At 36.9% G+C, this 19,173-nt stretch carries 16 protein-coding genes; 8 read left to right on the top strand and 8 right to left on the bottom strand.

The features are described 5' to 3' along the window. The first annotated feature begins 76 nt into the window (after nucleotides 1-76). Entirely contained in the window at nucleotides 77-526 is a 450-nt protein-coding gene (locus ACY651_RS10175; protein ID WP_462252314.1) for a hypothetical protein, read from the top strand. A 5-nt stretch (nucleotides 527-531) separates the two neighbouring features. On the opposite strand, the gene ACY651_RS10170 is transcribed toward ACY651_RS10175, so the two are convergent. Further along, the gene (locus ACY651_RS10170; protein WP_462252312.1) at nucleotides 532-1,185 is read right to left on the bottom strand and encodes a DUF6498-containing protein; all 654 of its coding nucleotides are present in this window, start codon (nucleotides 1,183-1,185) and stop codon (nucleotides 532-534) included. 170 nt (nucleotides 1,186-1,355) lie between these two features. On the opposite strand from ACY651_RS10170, the gene ACY651_RS10165 reads away from it, so the two are divergent. The 5 genes from ACY651_RS10165 to ACY651_RS10145 all read left to right on the top strand — a co-directional run bounded on the left by ACY651_RS10165 (nucleotide 1,356) and on the right by ACY651_RS10145 (nucleotide 7,589). After that, on the top strand, nucleotides 1,356-2,111 hold the full coding sequence (locus tag ACY651_RS10165; protein WP_462252310.1) for an outer membrane beta-barrel protein: 756 nt from the start codon (nucleotides 1,356-1,358) through the stop codon (nucleotides 2,109-2,111). A gap of 101 nt (nucleotides 2,112-2,212) precedes the next feature. After that, nucleotides 2,213-3,301, top strand: a complete 1,089-nt coding sequence (locus tag ACY651_RS10160; RefSeq protein WP_462252308.1) for an amidohydrolase family protein — start codon at nucleotides 2,213-2,215, stop codon at nucleotides 3,299-3,301. A gap of 155 nt (nucleotides 3,302-3,456) precedes the next feature. After that, nucleotides 3,457-5,499: a M13 family metallopeptidase gene (locus tag ACY651_RS10155; protein WP_462252306.1), complete on the top strand. Its 2,043-nt coding sequence runs from the start codon at nucleotides 3,457-3,459 to the stop codon at nucleotides 5,497-5,499. A gap of 278 nt (nucleotides 5,500-5,777) precedes the next feature. After that, on the top strand, nucleotides 5,778-6,929 hold the full coding sequence (locus tag ACY651_RS10150) for an App1 family protein (protein ID WP_462252304.1): 1,152 nt from the start codon (nucleotides 5,778-5,780) through the stop codon (nucleotides 6,927-6,929). 186 nt (nucleotides 6,930-7,115) lie between these two features. Then, entirely contained in the window at nucleotides 7,116-7,589 is a 474-nt protein-coding gene (locus ACY651_RS10145) for a ferritin-like domain-containing protein (RefSeq protein WP_462252302.1), read from the top strand. Between the two features lie 497 nt (nucleotides 7,590-8,086). Here the strand turns inward: ACY651_RS10145 and ACY651_RS10140 are convergent, their stop codons facing one another. The 4 genes from ACY651_RS10140 to mqnE form a co-directional block, all read right to left on the bottom strand. Beyond that, a complete protein-coding gene (locus ACY651_RS10140) occupies nucleotides 8,087-8,212 on the bottom strand; it encodes a hypothetical protein (protein WP_462252300.1) in 126 nt (41 codons plus the stop codon). Nucleotides 8,213-8,325: 113 nt separating this feature from the next. Then, on the bottom strand, nucleotides 8,326-9,687 hold the full coding sequence (locus ACY651_RS10135) for a Na+/H+ antiporter (protein ID WP_462252298.1): 1,362 nt from the start codon (nucleotides 9,685-9,687) through the stop codon (nucleotides 8,326-8,328). Nucleotides 9,688-9,738: 51 nt separating this feature from the next. Next, nucleotides 9,739-10,035: a hypothetical protein gene (locus ACY651_RS10130; protein ID WP_462252296.1), complete on the bottom strand. Its 297-nt coding sequence runs from the start codon at nucleotides 10,033-10,035 to the stop codon at nucleotides 9,739-9,741. A gap of 191 nt (nucleotides 10,036-10,226) precedes the next feature. After that, on the bottom strand, nucleotides 10,227-11,396 hold the full coding sequence (mqnE, locus tag ACY651_RS10125) for an aminofutalosine synthase MqnE (RefSeq protein ID WP_462252294.1): 1,170 nt from the start codon (nucleotides 11,394-11,396) through the stop codon (nucleotides 10,227-10,229). A gap of 194 nt (nucleotides 11,397-11,590) precedes the next feature. Between mqnE and ACY651_RS10120 the strand changes: the two genes are divergently transcribed. Continuing rightward, nucleotides 11,591-12,850, top strand: a complete 1,260-nt coding sequence (locus ACY651_RS10120) for a nucleoside permease (protein ID WP_462252292.1) — start codon at nucleotides 11,591-11,593, stop codon at nucleotides 12,848-12,850. 55 nt (nucleotides 12,851-12,905) lie between these two features. Here the strand turns inward: ACY651_RS10120 and trxA are convergent, their stop codons facing one another. Next, entirely contained in the window at nucleotides 12,906-13,223 is a 318-nt protein-coding gene (gene trxA / locus ACY651_RS10115; RefSeq protein ID WP_462222313.1) for a thioredoxin, read from the bottom strand. Between the two features lie 214 nt (nucleotides 13,224-13,437). Then, a complete protein-coding gene (gene dnaE / locus ACY651_RS10110; RefSeq protein WP_462252290.1) occupies nucleotides 13,438-17,058 on the bottom strand; it encodes a DNA polymerase III subunit alpha in 3,621 nt (1,206 codons plus the stop codon). A gap of 417 nt (nucleotides 17,059-17,475) precedes the next feature. On the opposite strand from dnaE, the gene ACY651_RS10105 reads away from it, so the two are divergent. Next, complete coding sequence (locus ACY651_RS10105; RefSeq protein WP_462252288.1) at nucleotides 17,476-18,177, top strand: C40 family peptidase; 702 nt, start codon at nucleotides 17,476-17,478, stop codon at nucleotides 18,175-18,177. Between the two features lie 182 nt (nucleotides 18,178-18,359). On the opposite strand, the gene ACY651_RS10100 is transcribed toward ACY651_RS10105, so the two are convergent. Beyond that, a partial coding sequence (locus ACY651_RS10100) for a M1 family metallopeptidase (protein ID WP_462252286.1) occupies nucleotides 18,360-19,173 on the bottom strand: 814 nt, incomplete at its 5' end.

Here is a 19,173-nt window from a genome sequence, read left to right as displayed (position 1 = left end):
AAGCTGACAGACCAATAATTTGAAAGTATAAATTGTTTTATATTTGAAAGAACAAATAAACCTTCCTTTAATTAAAATGAAAATCATTTTATTGATATCCGCATTTTTTATTACCGCTGCAGCCACTGCTCAACTAACAGAAAAAGAAAACGGCGATTGGCAGTTAATTGGCAAACTGAAATTCGGTGGTATTACCAAAGCATCGATGGAGTATAAAAATACCGGTACCGATACTACATACCTCTTGTTTGTAAAAGATTTCAGGGAGCAGCCAAAAGACAATTATTTCAGCATTAAGTTTAAAAATACCGATGGTACTTACAGCAGGCTCTACACCATTTTAAAAAGTTTTTTTCTTCCGGAAAATAAAAAAAATAAAGAATATTCCCGAACCTTCGATTTAGGCAATGGCAGCGTTAATGTATCGCACAAGCGTTTAATTACCGGCCGTGGTATTATGTTTTATACCAAAGATGGTTATGCCAACTGGTCGGAAAAAGATATTGATAAATTGTTTGGGTTTTGAGAACATTAATACACTATTTTATAATTATCAATATTGCTGGCCTTTACATCGAAAATGCATTTACAAATACAGAGTAAACTAATTATAAAAATACCGCTGTAGTTGCCCAGCGAAGTATTTTTTACTAAAAAAATACTGCCAAATGCACCTAAAACAATTGCAACATGAATAACGAGTTGCCTTCCGTCAAATATTGCAGCATAACTATCGGGGCTTGCAGTAAAAAAAGCGCCGTTTCTAAAAAAAGCAATTATCAAATAATAACCCTGGCTGAAAATGCTGATGAGTAAACCCAAATTAAAAAGTTTATTCTTAAACAAAATAGTCGTCAGCACAACCCCTTTATCTTTATTTACATTAGCTACAAAGCCAATAAAAACAATTATAAATATGGCATAAAATAAAAAAATGGCTATTCTGGTAAATAAATATTTAACGCCTTTATTAAAGTGGTAAACAAGGTGCTGATTCGTATTTATGTTTTCCGGCGGCTGGTCCTGGCTGAAAATTATTCTTATGGTATTGAATAAAGCCATGATTAAAGTTTCTACCCAAAAGAACCAAAAAGCTTCAAAAGGCTGCCAGTTATAAAACGCCACTCCAAAAACGGGTACCAGGTTAAAAGCGATAATAAATAAAACTGCAATATTTTTATTCATGTTGCTAAAGTAAACAAATAAATAAAATAGTTGGCTTACGGCGGATTTTTACAGCAAGTCTTTTATCAATTTAAATTTATAATGCTACTGTAAAATTCTTTCAAATTTGTACCTTAGCTATACCTTTATAAAATTGTTTTAATAAATCATTTTCCCATAATTTTATTCGTATGAGAAAACATTGCATCATAACCGCTATTTTATTTTGTATTTTTTTATCAGCATTTAGCCAATCTGCAAACACTCATTTTTTTGCAGAGGTTGCAGCAGGTGCTTCAGTTCCTGTGGGTAAATTTGCTGATAAAATTTACAGCTCCGATTTTTTTAAGAGTGATCCTTCAGGCCTTGCAAAAACAGGATTGGGCGTAAGCGTAACAGGCGGCTATCGCATTACTAAACAGGTAAGTATTTTATTGTTATTGGGCAGCAGCCAAAATATGCAGGATGAAAAAGCGTACGAAAATTATTTAAAACAAAAGTATGGTAACAATATTACCATTTCGGTTACAACCAATAACTGGAAAGTAAGAAAAATAATGACCGGCGCATTAATTACTTTACCACTTTCAAAACAAAGCAAATTATTTTTACAACCAAAATTACTGGTTGGTTTCTGTAAAATTAAAATTCCTGATTACCGTTACATCGGGTTCGATCAAAATGGTAACCTGCTGCCTGATAATCTTAGCAGATCCGAAGAGGATCCTGATGGAGCATTTTGTTACCAGGCAGGTGCAGCATTAAAATATGCGCTTTCAAAAAAAATATACATATTACTGGATGCAAATTATTTTTACAGTTCGCCTGTATTAAAATATAATTACAATCCTAACTTTCCCAATCCCGGACCGGCTACTGCAGAGGCCAAAAGAAATTACAATGTATCAAGTGTAAATACTTTTTTGGGAGCAGGAATACATTTATAAAATCGTATTTATAATGCCCCAATTGATCATTTTTATTTTGTATAACCGGTAAATAACTCCTCCCTTTTTATAATACCTTGTGATATAATAAAAATAGTTTCATGAAAAAATATTTGTTTCTACTTCTTACCCCGGCAGCATTACAGGTGTGTGGGCAAACCACTCCAAAAATGGATTTCGAATCTTACAATCCGCCTGCAACACTGGTAGTGCCCACACATCAATTGGTTAAAGCAAAATTTCCTTTTATTGATGTACACAACCACCAGTTTGGTATGGCAGATAAAGACCTGGCTAAGTTGATAGCAGACATGGATAAATTAAACATGAAAGTTATGGTAAACCTTAGTGGCGAAAGTGGCGAACCATTGCAACGATCGGTTGTAAATATTAAAAAGAATTTTCCCAACCGGTTTATAGTATTTGCCAATGTAAATTTTAAAGGAGTGGGAGAAAAAGGCTGGGCCGAAAAAGCGGCGCAGCAGTTAGAAGCCGATGTAAAAAATGGCGCTAATGGATTAAAGATTTACAAGAGCCTGGGTTTTACCGTAAATGATATTGATGGTAAAAGAGTAGCGGTAGATGATGCCCGGCTGGATTTAATTTGGAAAAAAGCGGGAGCGCTAAAAATTCCTGTAATCATACATACTGCCGATCCAAAACCTTTTTGGCAACCTATGGATGAGAAAAATGAAAGATGGCTGGAGCTGGCCACTCACCCGGGACGCAAAAAAAGTGATACCAATCCTGCACCATGGGATACGCTGATTGCAGAACAACACCGTATGTTTAAAAAACATCCCGGCACTACTTTTATCGCTGCTCATTTTGGCTGGTACCCCAACGACCTTGCAAAACTGGGGCAGCTGCTTGATGAAATGCCCAATGTAGTGGTGGAATTTGGTGCTGTAATTGCTGAACTGGGCCGCCAGCCACGTATGGCTAAACAATTTTTTACCCAATACCAGGACCGTATTTTGTTTGGTAAAGACAGTTGGGTGCCGGAGGAATATGCTACGTATTTTCGGGTGCTGGAAACCAACGATGAATATTTTCCGTATCATAAAAAGTACCATGCTTTTTGGGCCATGTACGGCATAGGTTTGCCCGATGAAATTTTAAAAAAAGTATATTACAAAAATGCGTTGCGTATCATTCCAAATATTGATAAAACTTTGTTTGCAGAATAGTTTTTTACAGGATGATTTTGTCTTTACATGATTGCAGCGTAATGCAAAATTATGTTACTTTCACTGAAGTTTTTGTTATCAATAAAAATATACCAGCGGTTACTGCAGCCCAAACCTTTTGCGTAATTTTAAACCTCTAACTAAACTAAAAAAGCATGATGACTAACAAAAAATGGCTGCTTGCCGGCATCTTCTTTTGCATGGCTGCAGCAAATAATTATTGCCAGGCTCAAAACGCATCCAAAAAATTTATTGATCCTGCCAACATGGATAAATCGGTAAAACCAGGCGATGATTTTTATACTTATGCCAGCGGCAACTGGATAAAAAATAATCCTGTGCCGGCAAAAGAAACACGTTGGGGCAGTTTTAATCAACTGCGTGATTTTAATATTAATGCTGTAAAAACGGTTTTAGAAAAAGCCATGGCAGATAAAAATGCAGCACCGGGTTCGGTAAGTAAAAGAGTAGCCGATTTTTATATTGCAGGCATGGATAGTTTGGTTATTGAAAAAAGAGGTTTTTCTCCAATAGAAAATGCCTTAAAAGAAATTGAAGCCATCAGTAGTGAGGCTGCTGTTTTAAAAATGATTGCCTGGTTAAGAACTACAGGCTCCGGCTCACCGTTATATGGTTTTAATGTGGGGCAGGACAGGAAGAATGTAGAGATCATGATTCCACAATTCAGCCAGGGTGGCACCACGCTGCCCGACAGAGATTATTATTTAAAAACAGATGGCCGAAATGCAGAAATTCAACAAGCCTATAAAAATTATATTACTACGCTGTTTACTTTAACCGGCACTGGTAAAGAAATGGCTGAAAAAAATGCTGCCACCATTTTTGAGCTGGAAAAAAAATTAGCACAGGCACAAATGAGCAGGGTAGAAATGAGGGATCCTTATAAAACCTACAACAAACTGCAGGTGGAGGATTTTAGTAAAACAACACCGGGTTTTAACTGGCGGGAAGTGCTGGCCGATCTTAAAATAAAAAACCAGGACAGTGTGCTGGTGAATAACCCTGTATTTTTTGCAACGGTAGCAGGCTTATTAAAAACTGTTTCGTTAGATGATTGGAAAACATATTTGCAATGGAATGTTTTAAAAGCTGCAGCGCCATATTTAAGCAGTGCTTTTGTGGATGCTAATTTTGCTTTTACCCAGGTGCTCTCCGGTCAACGCATTCAAACACCACGCTGGCAAAGAATGTCGCAGTTAACCGATGGCTCAATTGGCGAATTGCTGGGACAGTTGTATGTAAAAGATTATTTTAAACCCGAAGCAAAAGTGCGGATGGCGGAGTTGGTAACCAATTTGCGTAAAGCTTTTGCTAACAGAATAAACAAATTGGATTGGATGAGTCCTGAAACCAAAACCAAAGCTTTAGCAAAGCTGGCTGCCTTTCGCCCAAAAATTGGCTACCCCGATAAATGGAGAAACTATGATGGGCTGGTAGTAAATAAAAATACTTATTTTGAAAACGTACGCAATGTTGGTGCATGGAATTACAATTACATGATAAACCAGTTGGGCAAACCGGTTGACAGGGAACGCTGGGGCATGACCCCACCAACAGTAAATGCGTATTACAATGCAACATTAAACGAAATTGTTTTTCCTGCAGGAATTTTGCAATTACCATTTTTTGATGCTAAGGCAGATGATGCTTTAAATTATGGCGGCATAGGTGCAGTAATTGGTCACGAAATGTCGCATGGCTTTGATGATAATGGCAGCAAGTATGATGCTGATGGTACTTTAAGAAACTGGTGGACAGAAGAGGACCGCACCAAGTTTGACGCTAAAACAAAAACCCTGGCACAGCAATTTGATGCGTACACCGTACAGGATAGCATACACGTGAATGGAAAACTTACTTTGGGAGAAAACATTGGCGACCTGGGTGGTTTAAATGTAGCCTATGAAGCTTTTAAAATGACGCCGCAGGGAAAAAGTATGAAAACCATTGATGGCTTAACGCCTGACCAGCGATTCTTTTTGGCCTGGGCACAGGTGTGGCGCAATAATACTTTGCCTCAAACCGAAGCACAGCTTATTATTACTGATACACACTCGCCGGGGCAGTACCGAACTATTGGAGCGCCGGTAAATATGGATGCCTGGTACAAAGCCTTTAATGTAAAAGAAGGAGATAAACTGTATAAAAAACCAGCAGACAGGATACGCATCTGGTAAAAATAAAAATTTTATAAATACCCGGATAATACGCCGGGTATTTTTTATGTCAGCAATTATGTAAAACTGCAAACACAATATTGTTACTATTTAAAAAAAACTTTTCCAGAAAATAATATGTAAATAGTTTTAAGATTGAAAGATGAATTGAACTTTGATCACACACAAAAAAATCTCTCCCTTCTTTTTATGTATTAGACATGCAACATTTAATAATAACCCTGCCTTAAATTTACCAGTAAAGCCATTGTTGGATTAAATTTTGTTGTAAACTAATTATGCAAAACTGGAAAAATAAATTACTGCAAACCGCCATAAAATTTGATGATGCTGCAGATAAATGGATAGCAACTTTAAAACAACGGTTGGGTACTTTTGATGCTGTACAAATTGTGCCTTACCGTACTTATGGCACGCCTTATAAAATTTATGTAAGGGGGCGTGTACTGGAAGATAAAAAAATTACCAAAGCAAAAGATGGTGATGGCCTGATAAATAATTTGCTAAACATGTACAAGCGTTTTGAAAGTGATGAAGTGGCCGGAGCAAAACTGCAATTACAATTGGGCAGCAAAACATACACGGTTATTACTGATAAAGAAGGTTATTTTGTTTTTGATATTAGTCCTGATGAGCCTTTAATAACCGAAGCATTATATCATGTGCTGCCATTAACGTTGATTGATGCTCCTATACCATCTGGTGCTGTAACAGCTGAAGCTGAAATGATGATACCACCTGCCGATGCTGAGTATGGCATCATAAGTGATATTGACGATACTATAATACAAACAGGTGCCGTAAATATGGTGGCCATGGGCAAAACCGTTTTGCTGGGTAATGCCCGAACCCGTTTACCATTTGCAGGGGTAACTGAATTTTACAAAGCCCTGCAACTCGGCCGCAATGGCAAGCGTAATAATCCTTTTTTTTATGTTAGCAGCAGCCCCTGGAATTTGTACGACCTGCTAACAGATTTTATGGATTTTAATGAAATACCTGCAGGCCCTGTTTTATTAAGAGATTTTGGTTTGAATGAATCATTTATCGGCGGCGATTATATGAATCATAAATTTAAAGCCATTGCACAAATACTGGATACCTATCCGCACCTGAACTTTGTGCTGGCGGGAGATAGTGGAGAGCAGGATCCGCCAATTTATTATGAAGTGGTGAAAAGGTATCCGGGCCGCATTATAAGTATTTACATCCGTGATGTTGCGGCAGGCACCAAACAACAAATTGCAAAAGATATTGCTGGAGCTATACAAAAAGAAGGTGTGGAAATGATACTGACTGAAAATTCGGTTACGGCAGCAGAACATGCTGCAACTGCCGGTTTGATATTTAAAGAACTTATACCTGCTATTGAACAAGATAAAAAAGAAGATGAAGGTGTTGCTGCAGGAAAAGTTGAAGCTGGCGAATGATTTTTATTATTTTTATTAAACAAAAATTTTACGGGATAAACCTGGTTTAAGACTATAAAAATAAAACTGTAGAATATTATCATTGATTGAGGCAATAAAACCCCTGTAAATTTAATTTGCAAACCCTTTTTAATAGTAAAATTTTGTTGGCACAAAATTATCAGCCTCTTTAAAAAAATATAATTTATGCAAACAGCAACAGCAACATCAGACATTTTAAACGATCTTGTTTTAATAAATAATGATCGTATTGCAGGTTACCAAAAAGCCATTGATGAATTAAAATCGAGTGATGACGCATCCGAAAACTTAGACCTTACTTTGCTTTTTGAGAGAATGATTGACGAAAGCAGGGAAAACCGTAATGCATTAGGCCAGGAGGTACAGGTATTGGGTGGAGAAATGGAGAAAGGTACAATGACCAGCGGAAAAATTTTCAGGGCCTGGATGGATGTAAAAGCTTTATTTACCGGTAAAGACAGGCATGCTATTCTTGCCAGTTGCGAAACAGGTGAAGACGCAGCTCAAAAAGCCTATGCCTCTGCATTAGAAGAAGAAGAAGATTTACCTGCTTTTTTAAAACAAATGGTTAGCAAACAAAAAGAAGCATTAAAAAAATCTCATGATGAAATAAAAGCGTTAAGAGATGCCACGGAATAATTTTTAAGTGGTGTTTAAAACATTTTATTTTTTTAAAATTTACAGCCCAAAGAAAAGCCACCAGCTAAAAACTGGTGGCTCCCGGCTGCATTGGCCGGGCAGATTATTTGTTGAGCTTTCGGCTAAAAATTTTTTACCGAAGATGCCCATGACTTATCTGTAGATTGCATGAATACCTCCTTTTTATTTGATGAGTAATAAAGTTAGTATTTTTTTAATGGAATCTCTATAGCAAATAAAAAACTAACAAAATTTTATTATCTTCTTTTGGATAATTTTAATTCAGGGATGCTGCATTTTCTGCATCAGTAAAAACCACTCCGCTAAAACCTTTTATTACATTATACAAAGTGTCTTTTTCAATGGGCTGGTGTTTTACCTGTTTATTTTATGTAACCAATTCCTGCGTACCCATATTTGGTGTTTATTCTAAGCCTTGATTTGTGTCTCAAATCATTCGCAACAATCTTTGTTTTTTATTTAAGGCAATGCAATTGTTATCCATTGTATATTTCCATTTGCAGCCTGGTTTCTTCCAGGTCTAGTTCACGTTCTATCTTACGTAATACTTCTTCACTTGCTTCGCCGCTGCGGTGCATTTTTTCAAGCGATTGTCTTTCCATAGCAATAAGATCTATTTGCAGTTTTGTAAACTCGTTAAATATATTACCGGCAAGCGTTTGTCCTTTGCCGAAATAATTAGAAGGCAGTTCGGTTCTTTGCAGCCGGTTGTATTTTACTTCGTACTTGCTTTTAATATGTGCAATAATTCATCCTGCAGCAGCGACAGGTTTTCTTCGATATGCATAATAATACTGCTGGCTACCTGTGTGCGTACTTCATATTCCTGTGCGGCGGCAGAGTACCGTTCCATTTTCATTTTACGAATGATCCAGGGAAGTGTTAAACCCAGTAATACGAGTGTAGTAAGTATTACACAAAAAGAAAGGTAAATGATAAGATTACGATTGGGAAAAGCAGTACCATCAGGTAACGTAAGCGGTATTGCCAGTGCAGCCGCCATTGATACCACTCCACGCATGCCGGCCCATCCAAAAATTACCATATTACGTGGATCAAAAGCTTCTTTCTCTCTAATACGTTTACTTAAATAACGGGGCAGCAAAGCCGCAGGAACAACCCAAACAAAACGAACAATAATTACTACTACACTTATTGCCACGCCATACAATACCAATGCACTTGCAGGATAATCATTTATGCCCTGCATTACACTGCGTAACTGCAAACCTATGAGTACAAATATCAGCCCGTTTAAAATAAATATTACCACTTCCCAAACAGAGTATGCCATAATGCGGCTTTGGTGGCTGAATATTTCACCCGACCTGAAGGAAAGATATAAACCTGTGGCAACTACTGCAAGCACTCCCGAAAAATGAAATTGCTCGGCCAGCAAATAGGAGGCAAAGGGTGCTAAAAAAGTAAGGGTTACTTCTATCACCGAATCGCAAACAAATTTTTTATGAATGATATACATGATATAACCTACCGCAAGGCCAATGGCAATACCGGCAGCAGCCACCATTAAAAAATTAAGGCTGGCTTTCCATAAAATAAAATTGCCGGCAGTAATAGCTGTTAATGCATACTTATAAGCTACCAGGCCGCTGGCATCGTTTACTAAACTTTCGCCTTCCAGTATAGTTATCATACGTGGCTGCAATCCCAAACCTTTTGTAACAGAAGTTGCTGCAACAGCATCGGGTGGTGATACAATGGCACCAATTAAAAATGCTGCAGGCCAGCTTAAACCGGCAATAAGCCAGTGTGCTGCGCATGCAACCAGCACAGTTGTAAAAATAACCAACCCAATAGCGGCTAAACTTATCGGTCTTATGTTGGCTTTAAATTCGTGCCAGCTTGTATTCCATGCAGCAGCATATAATAATGGCGGTAAGAAAATAATGAACACCACTTCGGGGCTTAAGGCAATTACAGGCAGGCCGGGTATTATGCTTATGCAAACACCACCCAATACCAATGCAATGGGTAAAGGGAATTTGTATTTGTTGCTTAACAAGCCCAAAAACACAATGCCAAATAATAAAAGGATGATGACAGCTATATTTTCCATGACTGTAAAAATAGCAAAGGGAAAATGGTATAGAAATTATTTTTTAATAGTTTAAAGCATGTATCGTTTTATCGCAGGCGTTCCGCAAATGACTTTGCTGAAAATTTGCAAAACAGCAGTTACAAAAGCAACCCATTTTATTAATAGCTGGTAAACCTGGAGTAATTTTTTGTTTTTTTTCAACCAGTTTTTGCGTAACGTCCAGGTGGTGCACCATACGGCAATGATCATCATGCATATGTACCTAAATTTGAAAATTGTAAAAGCTATCGAACCTTTAAGAATGGGCAGTATCATTTCGTTAAGCGGCGCTTCAAAAAAAAATTCTTTCCATTGTATAAGCAGCATCGTTTTTATGTTTCCAAAAGTACATACTGCTGATGGCTGCTTTATACGTATTTATAATTTTATTGGTAGCAACCCCGTAATAAATTTTTTTATCTAAACTTCCACTGCCGGTTAAATCAAACATAGAACTGCAGCCCGAAAAGAGCAGTACAATTAAAAAAGAAAAAAATAATTTAGATATACTTATGCTTTTAATTCATCGATGCCACATTTTCTGCATCAGTAAAAACTACTTCGCTAAAATCTTTCACTACATTATACAAAGTATCTCTTTCAATGGGTTGGCGCTTTACCTGTTTAATTAATGTAACCAATTCCTGCGTACTCATTTTTGGTGTTTGTTCTTCGCTGCCGGCCATCGAATATATTTTTGTACTGTCATCAATAGTGCCATCAATATCATTTACACCAAAGCTTAAACTCAATTGTGCATTTTGCCTGCCCAACATGGGCCAATAGGCTTTAAGGTGAGGAAAATTATCTAAATATATTCTTGCTATAGCATACAGCCGCATGTCTTCGGTAATAGTACTTTCAGGTACATGGCTCATATCATTATCGTGGTTACGGAATTTTAATGGAATGAAAGTATTAAACCCTTTTGTTTTATCCTGCAGGTCACGTAATCTTCGCATGTGATCAATGCGATGTTCGTATTTTTCGATATGGCCGTACAGCATGGTGGCATTGCTGTGCATACCTAATTTATGTGCCTCTTCATGAATGTTCAACCAACCGTTGGCATCTACTTTATCGCCAGCAATTTCATCTCTAATCTTCGGGTGAAAAATTTCGGCACCGCCACCTGGCAAACTATCCAAACCTGCTTCATGTAATTTTTTCATGCCTTCGGCAGAAGAGAGTTTTGCTTTTCTAAACATATAATCCAACTCTACTGCAGTAAATGCTTTTACATGTAAGGTTGGCCGGTGAGCTTTTATTTTTTGCATCAGCTCAATAAAATAATCCATATTCATTTTTGGATGAACGCCTCCTACAATATGCACTTCAGTAATAGGTTTGCCATCGTAAGTTTTTACAATATCCAGCATTTGATCAATACTCAATTCCCAACCTTCTTCTTTATGTGCATACAAGCGGCTGTAGCTGCAAAATTTACAACTGAATACGCAAACATTGGTAGGTTCAATATGAAAATTGCGGTTGAAGTAAGTTTTATTGCCATGCAATTTTTCTCTTATAAAATTTGCCAAAGCGCCAACAAAAGCAAGACTGCCTTTTTCAAAAAGCACTAAACATTCTTCGTCTGTAATTCTTATGCCGGCTTTTACTTTTTGGGCAATATTTTTCAGGTCTGCATCAGCAGTATTATTGATTAATATATCTATTGAAACACTCATAGTATTTTTTTGCAAATTTACGATGATAACAGAAGTTTAAACATTCTTTTTTAGAACAAATACTTGTAATCCTGTTAATGATTACCTTTTTATAAATCGCCTTATTTAAAAAGTATTCGTCAACTTAAGTTCAAAGCCTTGTTGCAATTCTTTTCAGAATAAATGTATATCTTCCAAGTCTAAACTAAGCAGGCATGAGTATTAAGTTTCGTCTTACAATAATGAGTTTTTTGCAGTTTTTTGTATGGGGTATCTGGCTTATTTCATTAGGTGGATATATGTTTGTGAACTTTGGTACCGAACCAAATATTGGGTCAAAAATTGGCAATACTTATGGCACAATGGGGTGGGCATCTCTATTCATGCCAGCTTTAATGGGTATTCTTGCTGATAAGTATATGAGGGCCGAAATTGTTTTGGGCATTTGTCATATACTTGGCGGTTTAGCATTGTATTATGCAAGCTCAGTTAGCAATGCTGGAGATATGTATTGGGCTATTTTTTTAGTAAGCAGTTTTTACATGCCTACAATTGCCTTAAGCAATTCTGTTTCTTATAGTTTGTTGAGCAAAAATAATTTTGATATACAAAAATCATTTGCGCCTATCCGTGTTTGGGGAACAGTAGGTTTTATTGTAGCAGAGTGGGCTGTTGATTTACTTGGCTGGACTAAAAATAACAACCAGTTTTATTTTGCAGCAGCTGCCGGAATATGTACAGGTTTATATTGCTTTAGCTTACCCCATGTAGAAGTAAACAGATCAACAGAAAAAAAATCTTTTGCAAGCCGTTTAGGTTTGGATGCCTTTCAGTTGTTTAAAAGTCCTATAATGGCAAAATTCTTTTTGTTTGCCATGTTTTTAGGAGCGGCATTACAAATAACAAATATGTTTGGCAATCCTTTTTTGGGTGATTTTGGAAAAATACCTGAGTATGCCGAAAGTTTTGCAGTAAAACACAGCAATATTCTTATTTCACTTTCACAAATATCTGAAACCTTGTTTATTCTTGCTATACCATTTGTATTACGTCGTTTTGGTATTAAACAAGTGATGTTTATTAGCATGGTTGCATGGGTGCTTAGATTTGGGCTGTTTGGTGTTGGTAATCCAGGTTCAGGATTGTGGCTCTTATTATTATCAATGATTGTTTATGGCATGGCTTTCGACTTCTTTAATATTTCCGGTTCACTGTTTGTTGACAAGGAAGCAAAACCTGCTATAAGGGCTAGCGCACAAGGTTTATTCATGCTAATGACAAACGGGTTAGGCGCTATTCTTGGAGGGCTGTTTGCTGGTAAAGTCGTGGACTATTTTACTGACGCTAATGGCTTAAAAAACTGGCAAAATATCTGGTTCTCATTTGCAGTATATGCTTTTGTAATTGCGATACTTTTTTTAATATTTTTTAAGTACAAACACAACCCCAAAGATGTTGCTTCTGTAGCCCATTAAAATAAAAAATCCTCTGCATTATACAGAGGATTTTTTTTACAACATAAGGTTGTAATTACTTTAACGCTTCTATCTTTTTTACAAAGTTTGCTTTTGGTTGTGCACCAACTAATTTGTCAACCACCTGGCCGCCTTTTACAAAAAGGATAGCAGGAATACTGGTGATACCATAGTTCATAGAAACCTGTGGGTTATGATCGACATTTACTTTACCAATGTTTACCTTGCCTTCGTATTCTTTTGCCAGTTCTTCAATAACTGGTCCTATTGCACGGCATGGACCGCACCATTCTGCCCAAAAATCAATAACGGTTAATTTATCGCTGTCTAAAACATCTGTTTTAAAATTTGCATCTGTGAATTCGTGTGCCATATATTTTATTTTATATTTTTTAGAAAGAGGACAAATTTAAGCCCAAACTTTCTATTGTGCTGTAATGACATATCCACATAGTGTTAATGTGCCAAAATGAAAGAGCAAATATGCCACGGAGGCACGGAAACACAGATAAGAAAAATTGCAAAAAGCGAAAAGATCTTAAAAAATTTGACTCTAAAAGTCCCCTTCAGGGGATTTAGGGGCTTTCCTAAGCCGTTACCACACTCACTTCCACATCTAAATTATCGTTTAAGAACAAGGCCATTTCGTCGTTCATAGTAAAACCTTTCTCCAAACTGTACATGCCTACTTTAAAATTATTACGCAGATCTTTAACATTAAATTTTAGCGATGTTTTGCCGGGGTTGCTCTTTACATTATTATCAATAAAGTTTATCATGCCTTCATTAATAAATTGCGGCTGCACATCAATTACTACCTGCTTAGTTAAATTTGGTTTTACGGTTTCTAACAAATGTATCCTGCTTAAATTAAATTGATATTCGGTGCTGTTGTAGCGTTGTTTAAATCCGCCTTCCACCAAAACAATCATTCCTTTTTCTAAATAGTTCTGATATTTTACATAATCTTCGCTCCACAACATAAATTCGGCTTTGCCGGTAAAATCTTCAATAGTTAAGATGCCGAAATTTTTACCGGTTTTAGTTAAGCGGTGTGCTGCATCAATTACCAAACCTGCCACTCTAAATTGTTTTGCAGGATTAGGATTGCTGTTGACATTGTTTTTAAACTCTACATAATCTGCCAGCGAAGTAATATTGTAATGTTTTAATTCAAACTTATAATTATCCAATGGATGGCCGCTGATGTACATGCCCGTAACTTCTTTTTCATAATCTAATTGCTGTACCAAAGGCCAGGGTTCGCAAACAGATAATTTGGGTGTTGATATTTCGGGCATAGCCAAGTCTCCAAATAAAGTATTGGAAGTATTGGCAGTTTGCGATTGAAAAACATTGCCAAACTTAATAATTTTTTCCAACCCCGAAACATCCCCAGGTGCCTGGTAAAAATATTGCGCCCTAATAATATCGGTAAAGCAATCAAAGGCTCCACTGTATGCCAAACTCTCCATCGATTTTTTATTTACCGATTTTTGGTTGCATCTTTTTGCCAGGTCAAAAATGGTTTTAAAAGCGCCGTGTTTATCTCTTTCAATAATAATATCTTCAATTGCTTTTTCACCCACACCTTTTAAACCGCTGAAACCAAAACGTATTTCTCCCTTTTTATTTACAGCAAAACCATTCTGGCTTTCATTAATGTCCGGCCCCAGTACGGTTAAGCCCATACGCTTGCATTCTTCCATAAAGAAAGTTATCTTATCAATACTGCCGGCCTGGTTTAAAACTGCCGCCATATATTCGCTGGGATAATGCGCTTTTAAATAAGCTGTTTGATACGCCACAAATGCATAACAGGTACTGTGCGATTTATTAAAGGCGTATTGTGCAAAGGCTTCCCAATCTGTCCATATTTTTTCTAACTTTTCTGCCGGGTGATTTTTAGCAGTGGCACCTGAAATAAACTGTGCCTTCATTTTGTTCAGCACCGCAATTTGTTTTTTACCCATCGCCTTACGCAACACATCCGCATCACCTTTGCTAAAGCCTGCTAACTTTTGCGATAGCAACATCACCTGCTCCTGGTACACTGTAATACCGTAGGTTTCTTTCAGGTGTTCTTCCATATCGGGCAAATCGTATTCTACCTGCTTTTTGCCGTGCTTACGGTCAATATATTCCGGGATGTAACTCATTGGTCCCGGACGATATAGCGCATTCATTGCAATTAAATCATCAAACTTATCTGGTTTTAATTCCCGTAAATATTTTTGCATGCCGGCACTTTCAAATTGAAAGGTGCCGTTGGTATCGCCACGCTGGTAAAGCTGGTAAGCTTTTTCATCATCTAAAGGAATAAAATCAATATCTATAATTACACCATGATTTCTTTTGATAAGAGATAACGCCGTTTTTAAAATGCTTAAAGTTTTTAAACCCAAAAAGTCCATTTTAATTACCCCAGCTTCTTCAATAGAATTGCCTTCAATTTGTGTCAACCACAATTCACTTTCTTTTGATGTAGCAACAGGTAATAATTCCGTAAGATCTTTAGGCGCAATAATTATTGCTGAGGCATGAATGCCGGTGTTGCGTACGGAACCTTCTAAAATTTCTGCTTCGTGTAAAATGGTACTGCGTAAATCGGTGCCGGCATAAATGGCCCGTAATTGTTTTACATTTTCCAGATCATCTGCCTGTAATGCTTCTTTTTCTTCTAAAGATTTTTCTCCTCCTTTGGCTTCTTTAATAGTGAAAGGGGCATGCAATAATCTTTTTAAATTTATACCCGGCCGCTCCGGAACTAATTTTGATAAAGCCCTGCTCTCGGTTAATGGAAGATCCATAACCCTGGCCACATCGGCAATACTGCTTTTTGCAGCCATGGTGCCATACGTAATAATTTGCGCCACCTGGTTTTTGCCATATTTCTGTACTACATAATCAATAACTTTTTGGCGGCCATCATCATCAAAATCCGTGTCAATATCCGGCATGCTTTTACGCTCCGGGTTTAAAAATCTTTCGAAAAGCAAATTATATTTTATAGGATCTATGTTGGTAATGCCAATACAATATGCTACTGCACTACCAGCAGCCGAACCACGACCAGGGCCAATAAATACGCCAATATCCCTGCCATGTTTTATAAAATCGCTTACAATTAAAAAGTAACCGGCAAAGCCCATTTTTCTTATTACGCCTAATTCAAATTGCAAACGTTCTTCACTTTCAGGGGTTAAAATTTTATATCGTTCTTTGGCACCACTCCAGGTTAAATGTTCTAAATAATCATCCTGCGATTTGTAGGTAGGAGGGACTTCAAAAAATGGTAATAAAATTTCTTTCTTCAGATCCAGTACATCTATTTTATCTACTATTTCATTGGTATTATCAATGGCTTCGGGTAAATCTTCAAACACTTTGATCATCTCCACCGTGTTCTTTAAAAAAAACTGATCGTTTGGAAAAGCGAAGCGTTTGTTTTTTACCATTATATCATCATCGCTAAACTCACGCAGGGCAGGAGTGGCCTGCTTTTCGCCGGTGTTGATACAGAGTAAAATATCGTGTGCATTAAAATCTGATTGGTCTACATAATGAGAATCATTGCTTGCAATAACTTTTACATTGTATTTTTTTGCAAATTTTAATAATACCGCATTTACTTTTTCCTGATCGGGAATACCGTGACGCTGCAGCTCCACATAATAATCCTGCTGAAAAATATTGAGCCACCATTTAAATTCATTCTCGCCTTCTTCTTCGCCTTTTTTAAGAATGGTTTGAGGAACCAATGCACCAAGGCAACAGGTAGTTGCAATTAATCCTTCGTGGTATTTATGAATGAGCTCTTTATCAATACGTGGATATTTGGAATACATTCCTTCTATATAACCCAGTGAAGTAAGCTTCACTAAATTTTTATAGCCAATATCATTTTTCGCTAAAAGTATCTGGTGATTGCGGGGATCTTTTTCTTCTTTACTAAAAGTTTTGCGGTGCCTGTCGGTAGTAATATAAAATTCACAACCCACCACTGGTTTTACTTTTAGAGTGCCATCTGCATTTTTATGATTGTAGGCTTCTTTTACAAATTCAAAAACACCAAACATATTACCATGGTCGCTAATGGCTAATGCCGGCATGCCGTCTGCAATGGCTTTTTTATATAAATTTTTTATAGAAGCTGCGCCATCTAATAAAGAGAATTGGGTGTGTACGTGTAAGTGTGAGAATTTCATGCCCCTGTCTCAGCCGCGGCGGAGAACTTAGTTTTAAAGATTATTTAAATATTTTACAGCATTAAACCCGATAATAGAAAAGATGTTTAATAAAGTTTCCCCTTCGTAAGCCCCTTCAGGGGTTTGGGGTATGCAAATATCGGTTACAATAAAATGACTGATGGGCCGTTTTATCCACAGGCTATAGCAAATTTAGTTTATTGTAAATGAATACTTTAACAACTAAGTTTGCTAAAAGCTTGCATATGCCGGCGATGGGGCGTACCTTCGCCGGGCATTAGAAAAATACTATTTATTAACCAGTTTGTAGGACAAGGTTTAAAGATCAGAGTAGATAAACAGCGTAATTTAAGAACAATCAGACGACCAAAGAACACAAGATTAAGTTGTACATACGCTTAAACCAAAAGTTTACGTATGAAAAATTTACTTTTTGTTTCTGTTGCCGCTGGCATCTTTTCAGGAACATCAATATCCGTAAAAGCACAAAATTCCGTTAACACGGTTAAGTTTGTCGCACAACCAAAAAAATCAGTTCAATTTATTGAAGGCATTGAGATAAAACGTGATGCACAGGCAACTGCTGCTGAAGTGGACGTTTGGGCAGTAAATGTCAAAAAAAATGCTTTGCAGGAAACTCCAAAAGTTATCAACAATGAAGTTGTTGCAAAAACGGGTTTGGCTATTGAGGCCTGCTCGCCTTTGCAATTTAAGTTTGCACAAATGATGGATACGGATGTGGAAACTTTAACCAATACAAAACTATATTCTGCTATAGATAATTGGTGGGCTACACGTTACCGGTATGGTGGCACTACCAAAAAAGGAATTGACTGCAGCGCTTTAACAGGAGTACTATTAAGCGAAGCGTATGGTATTGCATTACCCCGTACGGCAAGAGATCAGTATGCAAAAAGCGAAAAAATTAAAAAAGCAGATTTACTGGAAGGTGATTTAGTTTTTTTTAATACAAGAGGTGGCGTAAGCCACACAGGCGTTTATTTGGGCAATGGTTATTTTGTACACGCCAGTGTACATGCCGGTGTTACTATCAATAGTTTAAACGATGATTATTACAGCAGAAAATATATTGGTGGCGGAAGAATAATTACAGAGTAAATTTATTTTCTATTTCATCCTCAAGATTGTCAGGCTGAGCTCATCGAAGCCGGGCTAAATAAAATGCTGCTTCTTTTCTTTATTAACTCGCTCTCTACATCCGCTTGTGCCGAAGACAGTATTATAATTGTTGACTTGATGAATTTTTATACTGTCATTTCCCCTTCTTAGAAATAACAAGGTTAGTTTAACTTCTTTGTCTTCAAATAAAAATTTGCATTCACTACAAAAGTTTTTCCATCATACCAATCAGCCAATTTTAATTCCTGCCATTTATCAGTGGGCTTAATCCATTGTTCAGCTTTATCCTGGCTGCCTAAATAAATTTTTAATGGTAAATTAAAACCTTTAACACAGCTATCGTATTTAAAAGAAATGGTTTTGCGGTTGATTTTATACTGCAGTACAGGTATTTGTATGGTTCTTAAATACTGATCAAAAACTTTACTAAAATTAAACTTGCTTTCTTTGCTGATATAATTTTCAATTTGTTTTGTAGTAACCGTTTGATGATAAAAAGTTTTATTCAATCCTCTTAACAGCATTCTGAATGCTTCATCATTATCCATTACCTGGCGTATGGCATGTAACATGTTACCGGCTTTGGGATACATGTCGCCGCTGCCTATTTTGTTTACATTGTACGGGGCAATAATGGGGATATCGTTTTGAATACCTTTTCTTGTACCAATACAATATTCATTACCGGCAGGTTTACCATAAAAATAATCAGTAAATAAAGTTTCGCTGTAGTTGGTAAAACCTTCATGCACCCACATATCAGCAATATCTTTAGTGGTGATGTTGTTGGCAAACCATTCGTGGCCGCTTTCATGTACAATAATAAAATCCCATTTTAATCCCCAGCCGGTGCCGCTTAAATCTCTTCCCAAATAACCATTTTGATATTTGTTGCCGTATGCCGTTGCACTCTGGTGTTCCATGCCCAAATGCGGTGCATCAACTAATTTATAACCATCTTTATAAAATGGATAG

Source organism: Ferruginibacter sp., from assembly GCF_031391665.1.
Lineage (GTDB): Bacteria > Bacteroidota > Bacteroidia > Chitinophagales > Chitinophagaceae > Ferruginibacter.
Note: the sequence above shows the minus strand (reverse complement) of the source record. Positions and strands in the feature narration are given on the sequence as shown.